A 13,938-nucleotide genomic window follows, 5' to 3' on the forward strand; every position below is an offset into this window, starting at 1 on the left:
CCATCACCCCCGGCCCCTGGCATGAGCGCGGAAGCCACCAACGGCGCTCAGCATCGCTTCCTCGATGTGCGCCAACTCGTCGCGTGCGGCGGCCAGCGCGTCACTCGCGCCACAGTCCGTGAGATCGGCCGTCGCGTCGACCAGGCGTGCACACGTCTGCTGCGCGGTGATCGTTGCCACGAGCAACTTCGAGAGCGCCCGCAGTGACTCCGCGTCGTTGCCAGCCCCCAGCGCGACCGCCCACAAGTCGAGCGTGCGTCCCGCCGTCGCAGCCATCACAGTCCCCTTTCATGCCGGTGGAAGGCTCGCGTTCCGGCATCCAACGCCGCGTACGCGTCTTCCAGCGCCAAGGCAGCCCGCCGAGCGTTCACGCCCTCGGGCAGGATCGCCAGCGAGTTGACGAGGTTCTTGCTGGTCTCGTGGGCTTCCACGACCTTGTTCATCAGGTCGAGCAATGCGTTGACCGCCTCGTCGTCAGTGCGGGCGTCCAAGACCACAGCCCAGTCGTTGAGGTGTTTCGACGACATGCTCATCACGCCGCCGCCTGCTTGGCGTTGCGCGGGGCGCGGACCTCGGTCGCCCGGAACGACCAGGCCAGCCGGGGACGGCCGTTGTTCTCCGCGACATACGGGGTAGCCGTCATGCCCTCGAACACCACCGGCGTGAACGGCATCCCCGGAGACATCGGCGGCAACACCGGCTGCACCTTGGCCAGGATCTTGACCGACACGGTCTTGTCCGCCTTGCGGGCATCGATGTCGCCGTCCATCACGTCGACCGACCAGATCGGCAGACCGGTCTCCTCGTCCACCGAGTACACCGGCCGCTCCTTGGTGGACCGGTCGAAGTCCTTCACCTGCGTGACTGCCGACACCGCGAACGCGCCGTACGGGAACACGTCGTCGCAGGTCACCTTGATCTTGCGGGGCATCGCCATGGCTATTCTCCTTCTAGGACCTATTGGACATGTACCAATAAGCGGTACACGACATATTGGAACAAGTCCCATAGGCTTGTCAAGGAACCAGCGGAAGAGGGCTTGAAGTGACCGAGACCAAGCAGGAGCAGACGCGGCGGTTGCTACGCGATCGGCTGCCCGAGCCGGGTGCTGCTCTGCCCAGCGAGTCCGAGCTGATGGCCGAGTACGACGTCAGCCGGAACACGATCCGGGCTGCGTTGGCGGCGCTGGAGGCCGAGGGGCTGATCACGAGCAGCCAGGGGAGCCGCCGTATCGTCCGGGAGCTCCACCGCTGGGAATGGTCGATGAGCGAGTGGGAGCGGGCGCACTCGAACGACGGCGATGCGTGGGCCAACACCATCCGCGCGCAGGGCGGCGAACCGGCCAACGACCTCCAGATCGTCACCATCGCTGCACCGGCCGACGTGGCGGAGGCTCTCGGCATCGAGCCAGGAACCGCGATCCAAGCCCGGCACCGGCTCCGGAGCGTCAATGGCGAGCCGCACCAGCTCAGTGACTCCTATTTCCCGCCTTTCGTGACCGATGGCAACGAGCTGTTCTGGCGGCCGACTGACCTTGGTGTTCAGGGAGGTCTTCTGGCGGCCACCGGTCACCCGCAGGTGCGCTGGCACGACACCCTCACGGCCCGGATGCCGTCAGCCGAGGAGGCGCAGCGTCTCCGCATGGGGCCGGGCACTCCGATGCTGGTGCACACCCGGACCGGCTACGACGCCGAAGACCGCATCGTTCGCTTCATGGTTACCCGCATGGCGGCCGACCGTGTCGAGATCTCCTACGACCTGGACGCCTGATGCTGATCACCCTTGACGAGTCACACCGCCCGCTCGTCTACCAGATCCGCGCCGACGCTGAGGACTGGCTAGAGGCCCGCGACATCGACCAGTACCGGCGCGGCCTTGACCCGACAGTCGTCCGGGCCAACATCGACCGCGAGTTCGACGCCGGGGAGTTTCGCGGCTGGCAGGTCGACGGCGAGGTAGTTGCGGTCCTCGCGATCATCGAGCCGGACCCGGAGCTGTGGACCCCGGAGGAGATCGCCGAACCGCAGACCTACGTTAGCCGGGTCATGGTCGCAAAAGACCAGCACGGCAAGGGCTACGGCTCCGCGATGCTCAAGGCCGTCGAGGAGCAGGCCAGTGCCCGTGGGGATCGCTGGATCCGGCTGAACTGCTGGAGCACCAACTACCCCTTGCACGACTACTACCGGGGCCTCGGCTTCAAGTACGTCCGCACGGTCGACATTCCCGGCCGCATGAGCGGAGCGCTGTTCCAGCTCGATCTCACCCAGGTGAGCTGACCGCCTGTATCCAGGTCGCCGAGAGGTCCCGGGGCATCGGTGTCTTGTCCCTGTCCCGTGGCTCTCTGCCGAGTTTGGCTCTTATAGATCAAGGCGCGCCTTCGGCGCGCGGCCCGGCCGTGCGCATGCGACCTCCGGCCGTTCACCGTCCGGGCCGACCCTCGGGTTCCTTCACGAGAGCCAACAACATCTGCCTCCGGCAGGGGCCTCACGACTCCGGGATGACGGGAGCCTGTCGGCCGGTAGATCGTGGGTGGTCGGGGTGCGTCTTCCCGCCTGCCGCTCAGCCCAGTCAGGACCTATCAGGAGCCACCAGAGGGGGCAAGGTCGTTCGTCCAGCGGGGCGCTCCACCTTGCCCCCTCAGCCGCCTCCTGATCGCGCTACGCGTGGGCTGAACGGCAGACGGGAAGACGCTGGCGATGGAGCGTGGCCTCAGCCGGATTTCCACCAGCGCTGTGGGGCGTCAAGGACCGTTAGGGCCGCGCTGGCTGCCGACGAGATTTGCCGGTGTGTATCGCCCGCGTTCTCATGGGTGTGCCACAGAGCGAAGTCCTGGAGTGCCGCCCGAGCCGCAGGCTTCAGCCACTTGTGTCGCCTCGCAAGTGCTGCCAGCAGGTGGATATAGGCGACCTGTTCTGTTACTCCGACCTCGCGCTTGTCGGCCGGTCGAGCATGTGCGATCAGGACCATCGATCCGAACTGATTGGCGGTCTCCAGCTCGCGGCGGAGTTGAAAGTCCCGCGAGGCGATCCGAGCTCCCCACAGGACGCCCACCGTGGGGATCAACGCGACAACGATCGGAAGCAGCGACCTCATGGGTAGAGCCTGCCCAGACGCGGCAGCTTGCTAACGCTTTTGCTAACAGGAGGGGTGGACGGCCGTGGACGGCGAGCCCTGATTTGGGCAGCCGCCCCGCTCAGAGGGGGCGTCAGCATTGACCGCTGTAGACGTGTGTCGACGGGGGATCAGCAACTTTGAATCTCGAAGACCTGGATCGAAACCAGGCGGGGGAGCAACCGAACCCCGGCTCGGGTCTCCTGAGCCGGGGTTTTGCTATCGCTCGAGATGCGCGCGGAGTTTGTGGGCGTAGGGCTCGCGGTCGGCGCGGGTGGCGGGGGTTGGTAGGTGGCGGGTGTTGTAGAGGTTGTCGCCGGGGTAGCGCGGGAAGACGTGTACGTGGTGGTGCCAGGCGTCCTGGTAGCCGGCTGGTTCGTTGTGCTGGCGGGTGGAGACGCCTGCGCAGCCGTAGGTGGAGCGGATGGCGATGGCGATCGCGCGGACGGCGTCGTGGACCGCGTGGCCGTCGGGGGCGGGTAGGTCGTACAGGTTCTCGTGGTGGGTGTTCGGTACGACGAGCAGGTGGCCGAGGTTGTTCGGCCACCAGCGGGAGGCGACGAAGGCCGTGGCGCGGTCTGTTCGCAGTACGACGTCCTGCTGGCTGGTCAGGTCGTCTTCGTCGCCACGAACGACCAGGCAGAGCGGGCATTCGTAGCCTGCGGGCTCATGGTTGAACACGGCCGGACCAGGTGGCTAGGCATTGTTCGGTGCCGTAGGCGTGGTAGCGGGTTAGCTCGGTGAAACCCAGCTTGGTGGCTAGGCGGAGGGAGCGTTCGTTGGCTGTTTGGGTGGTGAGGACTACTCCCTCGCCGGGGTGGGTGGTCGCGAACCAGGCGAGCGCTGCGGCACACGCCTCGGCGGCGTAACCGCGACCCCAGGTGTGGGGGAGGAACAGGTAGCCGAGTTCGACATCTCCGGCCTCCGGGTGGAGATAGTCCGGGCTCTCCACGTTGCGCCCGCTGAGCGTGACCGTGCCGATCGCCGAACCGTCGAGTTCGACAACGAAGAACCCCGGCCGCTGACCAGGCACCTCGGGAAGCGCCCGCTCCAGCTCACCACGGTCCTGCGCACCACCGACGTACGCCCCAACCTCCGCCGAAGCCAGCAACTCGACGATGGCCGCGCGATCCCGCCCCTCGGACTCACGCAGTACCAGCCGCTCCGTCCGAATCGGCACAGGCGGCCAAGCAACACTCCCAAGCATCCCGCGAACCTACCAACGACACCGGCCACCGCCGGGAGGAGCGATGCCTACGGGTTGCGCTCTGGGCAGTTGGAATCTGTCCAGGTGACCACCAAGTCCTCGCAGGTGATGATGAGGGAGCCGGACAAGCAGGTGAATTCGTGGGTGCAGCCGTGCTCAACGGGGAGGATTTCGTCGAGCATCACACCTCCGAGGTCGGCAACTTCGGAGACCTCGCCTGGCGGGTCCATCGCCACATCTTGTACGCCGGTGTAGCGGATCGTCAGGTCGTCCTCGTGCTTCCAGCAGTTGTGCTTCAGATGTAGTTCGGCCCAGGGGATGCCGTTGGCCTCTCCGAAGGTGAGGTGCTGGGGCTTGAGGTCCTTGATGCAGCGCTTGCCCCAGAAGTTGTAGTGCTCCGGATCAGTTGCGAAGGCACGCGCACCTGCGGGGAGTGAAGTTGCTAGCGATGGCAGCTGTGCCAGGTAGGCGGCCGGATCGGAGAAGGTGCCATCCCTGGTGAACTCCACCCTGACGTATTTCATGAGCGTGCGCCGCCGAGGAGGAACCAGTAGTTGACGGTGGGGCCTTGGTCGGCGAGGCCGCCGCCGAAAGCGTCGTACAGGGAGCGGGCGGGGTGGTTGTCGGCGCCGGTGGTGAGGAACATCTTGGTGGCGCCGGCTTGGGTGCCGGCGGTTATGAAGGCTTGGAGGAGGGCTCGGCCGATGCCGCGGCGGCGGTGGGGTTCGGCTACTGCTAGTTGGTGGAGGTAGAGCATGGAGCTGCCGTCGGGGCGGGGGAGGTGATAGCCCCAGCACCAGCCGAGGATTTCGGGGTCGGCGGCTACGAAGGCGAGGTTGGCTGGTGAGTCGAGGTAGGTGGGAGCGAGGTCGGCGCCCATGAATTTGTGTACGGCGGCCTTGAGCAGGTCGGGGGTCGCGGCCTGGATCGTGGGCGTGTGCATATTCGGAAGCCTGCCATGGGGATCGTGTCTACGGTGGGGGGATGCGTTACTACGAGGTTGAGGCGCGGGCGGTTTATCGGCGGGTGGTGCGGGAGGGGTGGACGCAGTGGAACGAGGTTTTTGAGGGTGGGGGTGGGTTTGCGGACTTTCCTAATCGGGGGTTCTTGGAGGGGGTGGTGGGTGAGCTCGCGGTGGGTGGGCGGGTTTTGGAGTATGGGTGTGGGACTGGGCCGGCGGCTTGTTTCTTGGCGGGGTTGGGGTTTCGGGTTGATGCGGTCGACTTGATTCCGGAGGCGATCGCGTTGGCTGAGCGGTTTGCGGAGGAGTTGGGGGTTCGGGTCAACTTCGGCGTACAAGATGTTTGTCGTTGGCCTGCGGAGGTTGAGACGCGGTACGACGTGGTGCTCGACAGCTTCTGTTTGCAGAACATCGTGCTGGACGAGGATCGGGCCGCGGTGTTTCGTGGGGTGCGGGATCGATTGTTGCCGGGTGGGCGTTATTTGATCTCGACGGCCTTGTACGACGAGGATCGCGGGTACGGCGAGGAGTTCCGGTACGACGCGGTCACCGGGATCTGCTATCGGGGCGAACTGCCGTATCGGCGGCATCTGAGGCCGGCCGCGTTGCGCGCTGAGTTGGTGGCGGCGGGGTTCGAGGTGTTGTCGTTCAGCGGGAATAATTTGGTGTGCGCGCGGGGGTAGTCGCGGATACCGTGCACGGATGACCGCCTTGTTGCCACGGTCGACTCCTGCTGCTGTGGGGATGTCGTCGCGTTCGATCATCGCGCTGCTGGATCGGATCGCGGCGGATTCCGTCGAGCTCCACTCGATCATGGTGGTACGCCGGGGACACGTCGTCGCGGAAGGTTGGTGGACGCCGTACTCGGCGGATCGGCCGCATCTCCTGTACTCGTTGACGAAATCGTTCACGTCGATCGCGGTCGGGCTGGTGATCGCTGACGGGTTGCTGTCGTTGGATGATCGCGTGGTGGACGTGTTGCCTGAGCAGGTTCCGGATGATGTTTCGGAGCAGGGGCGTCGGATCACCGTGCATCACTTGTTGTCGATGACGGTTGGTCATCCGATCGACAGTCTTGGTGAGGCGTGGGAGCTGGAACCGGATGATCTGGTGAAGGGCTTCTTGCGGGTGCCGTTCACCGATGCCGAGGGGACGAAGCACACCTACGACAACGCGACCACGTTCATCCTGGCGCGGATGGTGGAGCGCGTGACTGGCCGCGGTCTTCCGGAGTTGCTGGATGAGCGGTTGTTCAAACCGATGGGGATCGACCACGCTGAATGGGATCGCGTGGCGAGTGGGCTCGCGTTCGGGTTTCACGGGCTGTATCTGCGGACCGAGGCGATTGCGGCTTTCGGGGAGCTGCTGTTGCGCGGCGGGCGGTGGGGTGATCGTCAGCTGGTACCGCGTGAATGGGTGGAGCTCGCGACGAGTCGGCAGATCGAGACGTTGCAGGTCGAGGACGCCTGGGCCGCCGAGGACTTCCTGTGTGGGTACGGCTATCAGTTCTGGCGGTCGCGGCACGGCTTCTTCGGGAACGGTGCCTTCGGTCAGCAGTGTGTGGTCGTCCCGGAGCATGAGCTCGTCATCGCCGTGACGTCCGCGCTCGACGAGCGGCAGCCGATCCCCGGGATCTTCTGGGACTATCTCCTGCCCGCACTCGACGAACCGGGGAGCGCCGAGGACGACGAGCTCCTCGTCGAGTGTCTGCGGCAGCTCTCCCTCACGCCGGTCCCGGGCGAGGCCGCGCCGGGGCGTTCCGCCAAGGCGACAGTCGATGCATCCGCCGAGAACTCGGCACTGCCCGACGGTACGACGGTCGTCGTCGATCCCGTGGACGGCGGATGGCTGCTGCGGTTCGGTTCCTGGCCGAGTGTCGCAGTCGGCCACGGCGATTGGCGGGAGAGCTCACCACTCGGCCGCCCAGTCGTGGCAACCGCCGCTTGGCACGACGACACGTTCGTCGCCGAGCTCCAGATCATCACGAGCCCACACCGAGTCCGCCTGGAACTCGACACCACAACAGCAACCGCAGTCGCCATCTGGAACGGCGTACCGCTAACCGGCCCCAACCTCGAGCGCCTCCTGCGCGCACCCCTGATGACCCGCCCAGACGTCTCCTGACCTAGTCGGTGGGGAGCCAGCAGAGGCAGAAGGGGTGGCCGGCGGGGTCGGCGTAGGTGGTTACGCCGCGGGGTGCGGTGGGGTTTTCGGCTGGTTTGAGGAGGCGGGCGCCTAGGGAGAGGGCTTTGTCGTGGGCTTCGGTGTGGGCGGGTTGGCCTTCGAAGTAGAGGTCGAGGTGGATTTGCTGGGGTTGGGTGTCGTCGGGCCAGGTGGGTGGCTGGTGGTCGGGAGCGTGCTGTACGCCGAGGGCCCAGCCGCCGTCGACCCAGATGGCGTGCCAGCGGTCGTTCCACTTGTCGACGGTGCCGTCGAGGAAGCCGGCCCAGAAGGTGCTTTCGGCGTCCAGGTCGGCGGCGTCGAAGACGATCATGCGGTGCTTGATGTCCATGAGGTGAGTCTCCAATGACGGGGCAGTTCAGGCGAGAAACTCGTTGAGGTGTTGGGCCCACACGTCGGGGCGCTCGAAGTGGCACATGTGGGCGGTGTTGGGGATGACGGTCAGCTGGCTGTTCGGTACGGCGGTGTGCAGGCGCTCGGCGAGTTGAAGCGGGAAGCCCATGTCCTTCTCGCCGTGCAGGATCAGGATCGGCTTCGCAAAATCGCGCAGGATGGCTTCGGGATCACCTGGACACCAGGGGTGATAGAGACCGGCGAGTGCGCGTTCGTAGCTCCAGTCGCCCTCGTCGGTCCCGAGGCTCTCCAGCAGTTCGAGGTACGCCGGGGCCTTGGCGAGGTCCCAGACGAAGATGGTCGAGTTGCGTTCCGCGGGTTGCGCCAACCGCTCTCGTCGCTGGTACTCGTCCCAGCCGGCCAGATACTCCTCGGCCGCATGAGCGTCGTACGCCGAAGTCGACGCCAGCACCAACCGCCGTACCAGCTCGGGGTGTTTGTCCACGAACTGCATCGCCGCGCGCCCGCCGGTCGAGAACCCCAGTAGGTCGACCTGCCCGAGCCCGAGCTCCTCGATCAGCCGCCGGGTGTCCTCCACGACGTACTCCGGTTGCAACCGATCGGCAGGAAGCCCGCGGGTGCTCCGCCCGCACCCTCGGAAGTCGAACAGCACCACATGTCGCCGCACGTCCGCGAACCCCGGTATCAGATACCCGTGCCCCACATCCGGCCCACCGTGCATCACCACCAGCGAAGGCTCATCCCCGCGCTGCCCCAACTCCCGCACGAACAACTCCACCTCACCCACACCCACCATCCGCTCCATCTCAGGGGTGGATGAGGCAGAAGAGGGTGCCGTCGGGGGCTTGGAGGACGGTGAAGTCTGCGTTCTCGGGGTAGGTCCAGTCCTCGACGAGATGGGCGCCGAGAGTTTCCAGGCGGGTGATCTCGGCGGCGAGGGAGGTGTCGGGGGTGAGCCATAGGTCTAGGTGGGTTCGGTCGGTGGAGTCGAGGTGGAGGCGGGTGGCGGCGCGGTTGGGTGGGATGAGGAAGTCGGGGTTGCTGGCTTGGGGGGTGTAGTCGAGGGCCTGGCTCCAGAAGGTGGAGGCGGGGGTGGTGTCGGGGACGTTGAGGACGATGGCGCCGAGGGTGAGACCCATGATTTCTCCCGGTTCGGGGTGAGGTTTTCGCCTGGAGGCAATGGTCTCGCAGGGCACCGACAGAAAGCAGAAGTCCAGTCGGCGAAGTGCTTGCTGTGGGCAACGACCAACCCATCCGGATGACTTACCGGGTGGGTGAGTCGTTGGGGTGGGCATGAAGCGGGTCGGGTGGTTGGTCGTCGGTGGACTGCTGGGTGCTGGGCTGGTGGTGGCGCCTGGTGGTCCACGGGTGGGCGTACTGCCGGTTGCCGCTGAGCTGGGGTTGCCGTCGGCGGGTGACGGCCGGGTGGAGCCGGTGGTGGGTTCTGCGGTGGATGTCGCGCTGGCTCGGCAGGCGGTGGCGGTGCGGCGGGGGGATGCGGCCGGGTTCCTGGCTGAGGTGGCGCCGGGGGCTGTGGGGCGGCAGGCGCGGGTGTTCCGGGGGCTGCGGGCGCTGGAGGCTGAGGTGGGCTTCCGGCGGCGGGAGGCGTGGGTGGATCCGGGGGCGGTACGGCGGTATGGGGCAGGCGCGGTGACATTCCGGGTGAGCCTGCGGTACGCCGTAACGGGGTTGCCGCCGGCGGTGGCGGATCTCGGCTACACGTATGTGGTGCGGGGTGGGGTGGCGCGACTGGTGGATGTGAACCGGCTGGACGCGGTGCTGAAGAGCAACCGGCAGCCGTGGGATGTGGCTGAGCTGGAGGTTGTACGGCGGTCTGGTGTCGTCGTGCTCGTGGATCGGGGCCAGCGCGCGCGGGGTGAGCGGATCGCGGCGGTGACCGCGCAGGCGGCGCAGGTGGTGGACCGCCTGTGGCCCGGACCGCTCCAGAAGATCCCGCTGGTGGTCGCGCTGAAGAACCCCACCGTCCTCACCACCCTGCCGGCCACGCTGCCGGGGCAGGAGCCGATCCGAATCCAACCGATGCACAGCGCGAGGCCGGACGGTCGCCCTGTCGGGGGATGGGTAGTGGTTGAGCCGTCCGACAGCGTGCCGAGTCTGGCTGAGGTGGTGCATGGGCTTACTCACCTGGCTGCGGTGAAGATGGGGGATGAGGCTCCTCGGTGGTTGGCTGAGGGGCTGGCGGCTTATGCGGCCAACCTGGTTCGGCCGGTTGAGGTGGTGGCTCGGGAGCGGGCGGCGGTGGCGAAGGCTGTGCGGGGGCGGGTGGAGCGGCTGCCTCGGGATGACGAGTTCGGGACTACGGAGAGTTACCGGGTCAGCTGGCTGGCGGTGGAGCTGATGGTGCGGGCGGTGGGTGTGGGATCGGTCACGCGGTTCTACCTGCAGGTCGCCAGGCGGGGATACAGCGAGTTCGCGCGGGCGCGGATGATGCAGGAGTACGCCGGGATCACGGCCGGCGACCTGGTGGTGAACCTGCGGGGACCGGCTGCCTGAGCAGCCGGATGCGGAAACCCCGGCGAAGAGCAAGTAGGCTTGCGCGGGCACCGATTCGAGTGCCTGTGCAGATACTTGTTCCAGAAACTCGCAGGGAACTCGAGGAGAAGACCGCGTGACTTCCCATCGCCCCGCGGCGGTCGTGATCATGGCCGCCGGGCTCGGAACCCGGATGAAATCGTCGACCCCGAAGGTGCTGCACGAGATCGGCGGGCGCAGCCTGGTCGGTCACGCGGTGGTCACCGCGCGTGCGCTCGCCCCGGAGCACCTCGTGGTCGTGGTCGGCAACGGCCGGGAGCTGGTCGAGGCTCACCTGACCGCGCTGGACCCGGACGTGAAGACCGCCGTCCAGGAGCAGCAGCTCGGGACCGGTGACGCCGTGCGCTCCGGACTGACCGCCGTACCGGCTGCTTTCGAGGGCTCGGTGATCGTCACGTCGGGTGACGTTCCGCTGCTGCAGGCCGAGACGCTGCACGAGCTGGTCGCCGAGCACGACAAGCAGGGCAACGCCGTCACCGTGCTGACCGCGCGGGTCGCCGACCCGACGGGGTACGGGCGGATCGTCCCGGGCGCCGACGGCACGGTCGCCGCGATCGTCGAGCACAAGGACGCGACCGCCGAGCAGCGCCAGATCGACGAGATCAACGCCGGGATCTACGTCTTCGACGCGGCCACGCTGCGCGACGGGCTGAGCCGGCTGACCACCGACAACGCGCAGGGCGAGCTGTACCTGACCGACGTCCTGTCGATCGCCCGGACCGACGGCAAGCGCGTCGGGGCGTACGTCACCGAGGACGCGATGCAGACCGAGGGCGTGAACGACCGCGTCCAGCTGGCCACGCTCCGCGCCGAGCTGAACCGCCGTACGCTCGACAAGCTGATGCGCGGCGGTGTCACGATCGTCGACCCGAACACCACCTGGGTGGACAGCACCGTCGAGCTCGCCCAGGACGTCACCCTGCTGCCGAACACGCAGCTGCACGGCGCCACCACGGCCGGCAGCGGTACGACGATCGGTCCGGATACGACCCTGACCGATGTACAGATCGGTGCGAACGCGACGATCATCCGCGCGCACGGCTCGAGCTCGGTGCTCGGCGACGGCGCGAGTGTCGGCCCGTTCGCCTACCTGCGCCCCGGTACCAAGGTCGGCGTGAAGGGCAAGATCGGCACCTTCGTCGAGACCAAGAACACCAGCATCGGTGACGGCGCCAAGGTGCCGCACCTGACGTACGCCGGGGACGCGACGATCGGCGAGGGCGCGAACATCGGCGCCGGCACGATCTTCGCGAACTACGACGGCCAGAAGAAGTACCCGACGTTCATCGGCAAGCACTCGTTCATCGGGAGCAACTCGGTGATCGTCGCCCCGCGGACGGTCGCGGACGGCGCCTACCTGGCCGCCGGCACCGCGCTGACCGAGGACGTCGGTCCGGGCGAGATCGCCGTCGCCCGGGGCCGGCAGCGCAACATCAAGGGCTGGGTCGCGCGCAAGCGGGCCGGGACGAAGACGGCGCAAGCTGCTGCGGAAGCAGAAGCCGCGGCCGATACTGGCGACAAGAAGTAAACGGGAGGCCGGCCATGAGCGGGATGAAGCGAACCACCGAGAAGAACCTGATGGTGTTCTCCGGCAGAGCCCATCCCGGGCTGGCCGAGGAGGTCGCCGAGCAGCTGGGATCCGGCCTGGTGCCGACCTCGGCGTACGACTTCGCCAACGGCGAGATCTATGTCCGGTTCGAGGAGTCGGTGCGCGGTAGCGACGCCTTCGTGATCCAGAGTCACACCTCGCCGATCAACGAGTGGATCATGGAGCAGCTGATCATGGTCGACGCGCTCAAGCGCGCCTCGGCCAAGCGGATCACCGTCGTGCTCCCGTTCTACGGCTACGCCCGGCAGGACAAGAAGCACCGCGGCCGGGAGCCGATCTCGGCCCGGCTGATGGCCGACCTGTTCAAGACGGCCGGCGCGAACCGGCTGATCTGCGTCGACCTGCACACCTCGCAGATCCAGGGCTTCTTCGACGGCCCCGTCGACCACCTGATGGCGCTGCCGATCCTGAGCGACTACGTCCGCGACAAGTACGGCGACCAGCAGCTGGCCGTGGTCTCGCCGGACGCCGGCCGGATCAAGGTGGCCGAGCAGTGGTCCGCCCGCCTGAACAACGCCCCGCTGGCCTTCATCCACAAGACCCGCGACATCGACCGGCCGAACGAGACGGTCGCGAACCGCGTCGTCGGTGAGGTCAAGAACCGCGTCTGCATCCTGGTCGACGACATGATCGACACCGGCGGCACCATCACCAAGGCCGCCGACGCCCTGATCGCCGAAGGCGCCGCCGGTGTGGTCATCGCCGCCACCCACGCCATCCTGTCCGGCCCCGCGGTCGACCGCCTGAAGAACTGCCAGGCCAGCGAGGTCATCGTCACCAACACCCTGCCGATCGCCGCGGACCGCCGCTTCGACAAACTCACCGAACTCTCCATCGCCCCCCTCATCAGCCGAGCCATCCGCGAAGTCTTCGAAGACGGCTCCGTCACCAGCCTCTTCGACGGCCGCGCCTAACCCTCCACCGAACCGCCGGGGAGCGTCAACCGCCCGTTTCGGGTGATAGAACTCCCCGGCCCTTCAGCGCGGACAGGGCCGACCGGGCAGGTGGGGCTGCACCGGGTTGGGCGGCCGGGCCAGCCGCGGTAGGTGAGTACAGCGGCGACTTGGGCTGCCGCGGCACAGGGATCGCCGGTCAGCTGATATCCGAACCTGAGCGTCACCTGAGCGTCGACTGCCGCGGCGTTGTCCCTTGCCATGTCTCGCCACTGCGAGGCAACATCCGCGTGCCCGATACGCCCGTCGACCTCGACGATCACGCCGTACGGGTCGTACCGACAGTCCCGCCGAATCGTCGTACCGCCGAGGGGCCCGAGCGCTTGGCGGGTGGCGACCGGAAGGCCGTGAGCACGCTCCACCCTCTCGAGGTAGACGAGTTCCAGCCACGACTCGACCCCTGCGCCGGCGTCACGCAGTACCTGAACGATGGCCTCGCGGCGAGGAAGGTTCCGTAGTTGATCGAGTTCGGCCAGTAGGCGCCGCGGGGTGGTCAGGCGCTGACGACAAGCATCCAGAACCATGGCCAAGGCAGCATCGCCGTTCGGCCGTCGGCTCGCGACCGTCAGAAGGGCAACCTCCAGCCGCACGATCGGTGGCTCACGGCTACCCAGCAAGCGGCCGTCCAGATCGCGGCAGCGCCGAATCACGATGCCCGGTTGCCGACGTACCCGCCGGTGGTGTGGGAGGTCCAGCCACACCGGCTCGGCCGCCCAGTCGCCGTCCAGCCCGTACCGGCGCAGCGCGGTCTCACCACCCAGCGCTGCATCAGGTCCGTAGGCCAGCCACGCCGCCCAGATCCGCGTTTCCCACGGAACCGCTCCGGTGAAATTGACGTACGCACCGCGATAAACCCGCTGGATTCGCCCCGACCGCAGCCGCGCCGTGATCATCTTGTCCGACACTCCCTCCAGCCGCGCCTGGCGCCAGCTGAATGCGCCCAGCTGCTTCTGCAGCAACTCCCCGAACTGTTTCCCCAGAAATCCATTCACACCCCAGAAGATGCACC

The 13,938-nt window shown here is 67.1% G+C and carries 19 protein-coding genes; 7 read left to right on the forward strand and 12 right to left on the reverse strand.

The features are described 5' to 3' along the window. Nucleotides 1-3: 3 nt before the first annotated feature. The 3 genes from ABD231_RS04640 to ABD231_RS04650 are packed head-to-tail and all read right to left on the reverse strand — an operon-like array spanning nucleotide 4 to nucleotide 937. Entirely contained in the window at nucleotides 4-276 is a 273-nt protein-coding gene (locus tag ABD231_RS04640; protein WP_344145478.1) for a hypothetical protein, read from the reverse strand. Further along, nucleotides 276-533, reverse strand: coding sequence for a hypothetical protein (locus ABD231_RS04645; RefSeq protein WP_344145480.1), 258 nt, complete (start codon nucleotides 531-533; stop codon nucleotides 276-278). The genes ABD231_RS04640 and ABD231_RS04645 overlap by 1 nt, the downstream gene beginning before the upstream one ends. Beyond that, entirely contained in the window at nucleotides 533-937 is a 405-nt protein-coding gene (locus tag ABD231_RS04650) for a hypothetical protein (protein ID WP_344145482.1), read from the reverse strand. Before ABD231_RS04650 ends, ABD231_RS04645 begins: the two co-directional genes overlap by 1 nt. Nucleotides 938-1,044: 107 nt before the next feature. On the opposite strand from ABD231_RS04650, the gene ABD231_RS04655 reads away from it, so the two are divergent. Together ABD231_RS04655 and ABD231_RS04660 are read left to right on the forward strand one after the other, a co-directional pair. Continuing rightward, nucleotides 1,045-1,770, forward strand: a complete 726-nt coding sequence (locus ABD231_RS04655; protein ID WP_344145484.1) for a GntR family transcriptional regulator — start codon at nucleotides 1,045-1,047, stop codon at nucleotides 1,768-1,770. After that, nucleotides 1,770-2,276: a GNAT family N-acetyltransferase gene (locus ABD231_RS04660; protein WP_344145486.1), complete on the forward strand. Its 507-nt coding sequence runs from the start codon at nucleotides 1,770-1,772 to the stop codon at nucleotides 2,274-2,276. Before ABD231_RS04655 ends, ABD231_RS04660 begins: the two co-directional genes overlap by 1 nt. A 433-nt stretch (nucleotides 2,277-2,709) precedes the next feature. Here the strand turns inward: ABD231_RS04660 and ABD231_RS04665 are convergent, their stop codons facing one another. The 5 genes from ABD231_RS04665 to ABD231_RS04685 all read right to left on the reverse strand — a co-directional run bounded on the left by ABD231_RS04665 (nucleotide 2,710) and on the right by ABD231_RS04685 (nucleotide 5,261). After that, on the reverse strand, nucleotides 2,710-3,093 hold the full coding sequence (locus ABD231_RS04665) for a hypothetical protein (protein WP_344145488.1): 384 nt from the start codon (nucleotides 3,091-3,093) through the stop codon (nucleotides 2,710-2,712). A gap of 237 nt (nucleotides 3,094-3,330) precedes the next feature. Further along, nucleotides 3,331-3,792 carry an HIT family protein gene (locus tag ABD231_RS04670; RefSeq protein WP_344145489.1) on the reverse strand — a complete coding sequence of 154 codons (462 nt, stop codon included), beginning with the start codon at nucleotides 3,790-3,792 and terminating at the stop codon, nucleotides 3,331-3,333. Continuing rightward, nucleotides 3,779-4,318: a GNAT family N-acetyltransferase gene (locus ABD231_RS04675; RefSeq protein ID WP_344145490.1), complete on the reverse strand. Its 540-nt coding sequence runs from the start codon at nucleotides 4,316-4,318 to the stop codon at nucleotides 3,779-3,781. Before ABD231_RS04675 ends, ABD231_RS04670 begins: the two co-directional genes overlap by 14 nt. A 47-nt stretch (nucleotides 4,319-4,365) precedes the next feature. Further along, complete coding sequence (locus tag ABD231_RS04680; protein ID WP_344145492.1) at nucleotides 4,366-4,842, reverse strand: hypothetical protein; 477 nt, start codon at nucleotides 4,840-4,842, stop codon at nucleotides 4,366-4,368. Continuing rightward, nucleotides 4,839-5,261: a GNAT family N-acetyltransferase gene (locus ABD231_RS04685; RefSeq protein ID WP_344145494.1), complete on the reverse strand. Its 423-nt coding sequence runs from the start codon at nucleotides 5,259-5,261 to the stop codon at nucleotides 4,839-4,841. The genes ABD231_RS04680 and ABD231_RS04685 overlap by 4 nt, the downstream gene beginning before the upstream one ends. Nucleotides 5,262-5,302: 41 nt before the next feature. Between ABD231_RS04685 and ABD231_RS04690 the strand changes: the two genes are divergently transcribed. After that, complete coding sequence (locus ABD231_RS04690) at nucleotides 5,303-5,962, forward strand: class I SAM-dependent methyltransferase (RefSeq protein ID WP_344145496.1); 660 nt, start codon at nucleotides 5,303-5,305, stop codon at nucleotides 5,960-5,962. Nucleotides 5,963-5,981: 19 nt separating this feature from the next. Continuing rightward, nucleotides 5,982-7,403 carry a serine hydrolase domain-containing protein gene (locus ABD231_RS04695; RefSeq protein WP_344145498.1) on the forward strand — a complete coding sequence of 474 codons (1,422 nt, stop codon included), beginning with the start codon at nucleotides 5,982-5,984 and terminating at the stop codon, nucleotides 7,401-7,403. A gap of 1 nt (nucleotide 7,404) precedes the next feature. Here the strand turns inward: ABD231_RS04695 and ABD231_RS04700 are convergent, their stop codons facing one another. Genes ABD231_RS04700 through ABD231_RS04710 form a run of 3 tightly spaced genes read right to left on the reverse strand, consistent with a single transcriptional unit; the run spans nucleotide 7,405 to nucleotide 8,953 of the window. Beyond that, on the reverse strand, nucleotides 7,405-7,791 hold the full coding sequence (locus ABD231_RS04700; RefSeq protein WP_344145500.1) for a VOC family protein: 387 nt from the start codon (nucleotides 7,789-7,791) through the stop codon (nucleotides 7,405-7,407). 27 nt (nucleotides 7,792-7,818) lie between these two features. After that, entirely contained in the window at nucleotides 7,819-8,601 is a 783-nt protein-coding gene (locus tag ABD231_RS04705) for an alpha/beta fold hydrolase (protein ID WP_344145501.1), read from the reverse strand. Nucleotides 8,602-8,620: 19 nt separating this feature from the next. Further along, nucleotides 8,621-8,953: a VOC family protein gene (locus ABD231_RS04710; protein ID WP_344145503.1), complete on the reverse strand. Its 333-nt coding sequence runs from the start codon at nucleotides 8,951-8,953 to the stop codon at nucleotides 8,621-8,623. Nucleotides 8,954-9,107: 154 nt separating this feature from the next. Here ABD231_RS04710 and ABD231_RS04715 point away from each other — a divergent pair, with 154 nt between their 5' ends. The 3 genes from ABD231_RS04715 (at nucleotide 9,108) to ABD231_RS04725 (ending at nucleotide 12,890) form a co-directional block, all read left to right on the forward strand. Further along, a complete protein-coding gene (locus tag ABD231_RS04715) occupies nucleotides 9,108-10,328 on the forward strand; it encodes a hypothetical protein (protein WP_344145505.1) in 1,221 nt (406 codons plus the stop codon). Between the two features lie 115 nt (nucleotides 10,329-10,443). Next, nucleotides 10,444-11,895, forward strand: coding sequence for a bifunctional UDP-N-acetylglucosamine diphosphorylase/glucosamine-1-phosphate N-acetyltransferase GlmU (glmU, locus tag ABD231_RS04720; RefSeq protein WP_344145507.1), 1,452 nt, complete (start codon nucleotides 10,444-10,446; stop codon nucleotides 11,893-11,895). 14 nt (nucleotides 11,896-11,909) lie between these two features. Then, entirely contained in the window at nucleotides 11,910-12,890 is a 981-nt protein-coding gene (locus ABD231_RS04725; RefSeq protein ID WP_344145509.1) for a ribose-phosphate diphosphokinase, read from the forward strand. Here ABD231_RS04725 and ABD231_RS04730 read toward each other — a convergent pair. After that, nucleotides 12,887-13,921 carry a type IV toxin-antitoxin system AbiEi family antitoxin domain-containing protein gene (locus tag ABD231_RS04730; protein ID WP_344145511.1) on the reverse strand — a complete coding sequence of 345 codons (1,035 nt, stop codon included), beginning with the start codon at nucleotides 13,919-13,921 and terminating at the stop codon, nucleotides 12,887-12,889. The two genes, ABD231_RS04725 and ABD231_RS04730, sit on opposite strands and share 4 nt — an antisense overlap. Nucleotides 13,922-13,938: the final 17 nt, after the last annotated feature.

The sequence above is a fragment of the Kribbella yunnanensis genome (assembly GCF_039529655.1).
Lineage (GTDB): Bacteria > Actinomycetota > Actinomycetes > Propionibacteriales > Kribbellaceae > Kribbella > Kribbella yunnanensis.

Coding starts and splice junctions, on each gene's coding strand:
- ABD231_RS04700 (WP_344145500.1), bottom strand. CDS start 7,791: ATGGACATCAAGCACCGCATGATCGTCTTCGACGCCGCCGACCTGGAC.
- ABD231_RS04695 (WP_344145498.1), top strand. CDS start 5,982: ATGACCGCCTTGTTGCCACGGTCGACTCCTGCTGCTGTGGGGATGTCG.
- ABD231_RS04645 (WP_344145480.1), bottom strand. CDS start 533: ATGAGCATGTCGTCGAAACACCTCAACGACTGGGCTGTGGTCTTGGAC.
- ABD231_RS04640 (WP_344145478.1), bottom strand. CDS start 276: ATGGCTGCGACGGCGGGACGCACGCTCGACTTGTGGGCGGTCGCGCTG.
- ABD231_RS04650 (WP_344145482.1), bottom strand. CDS start 937: ATGGCGATGCCCCGCAAGATCAAGGTGACCTGCGACGACGTGTTCCCG.
- ABD231_RS04690 (WP_344145496.1), top strand. CDS start 5,303: ATGCGTTACTACGAGGTTGAGGCGCGGGCGGTTTATCGGCGGGTGGTG.
- ABD231_RS04725 (WP_344145509.1), top strand. CDS start 11,910: ATGAGCGGGATGAAGCGAACCACCGAGAAGAACCTGATGGTGTTCTCC.
- ABD231_RS04675 (WP_344145490.1), bottom strand. CDS start 4,318: ATGCTTGGGAGTGTTGCTTGGCCGCCTGTGCCGATTCGGACGGAGCGG.
- ABD231_RS04680 (WP_344145492.1), bottom strand. CDS start 4,842: ATGAAATACGTCAGGGTGGAGTTCACCAGGGATGGCACCTTCTCCGAT.
- ABD231_RS04715 (WP_344145505.1), top strand. CDS start 9,108: ATGAAGCGGGTCGGGTGGTTGGTCGTCGGTGGACTGCTGGGTGCTGGG.
- ABD231_RS04660 (WP_344145486.1), top strand. CDS start 1,770: ATGCTGATCACCCTTGACGAGTCACACCGCCCGCTCGTCTACCAGATC.
- ABD231_RS04710 (WP_344145503.1), bottom strand. CDS start 8,953: ATGGGTCTCACCCTCGGCGCCATCGTCCTCAACGTCCCCGACACCACC.
- ABD231_RS04685 (WP_344145494.1), bottom strand. CDS start 5,261: ATGCACACGCCCACGATCCAGGCCGCGACCCCCGACCTGCTCAAGGCC.
- ABD231_RS04665 (WP_344145488.1), bottom strand. CDS start 3,093: ATGAGGTCGCTGCTTCCGATCGTTGTCGCGTTGATCCCCACGGTGGGC.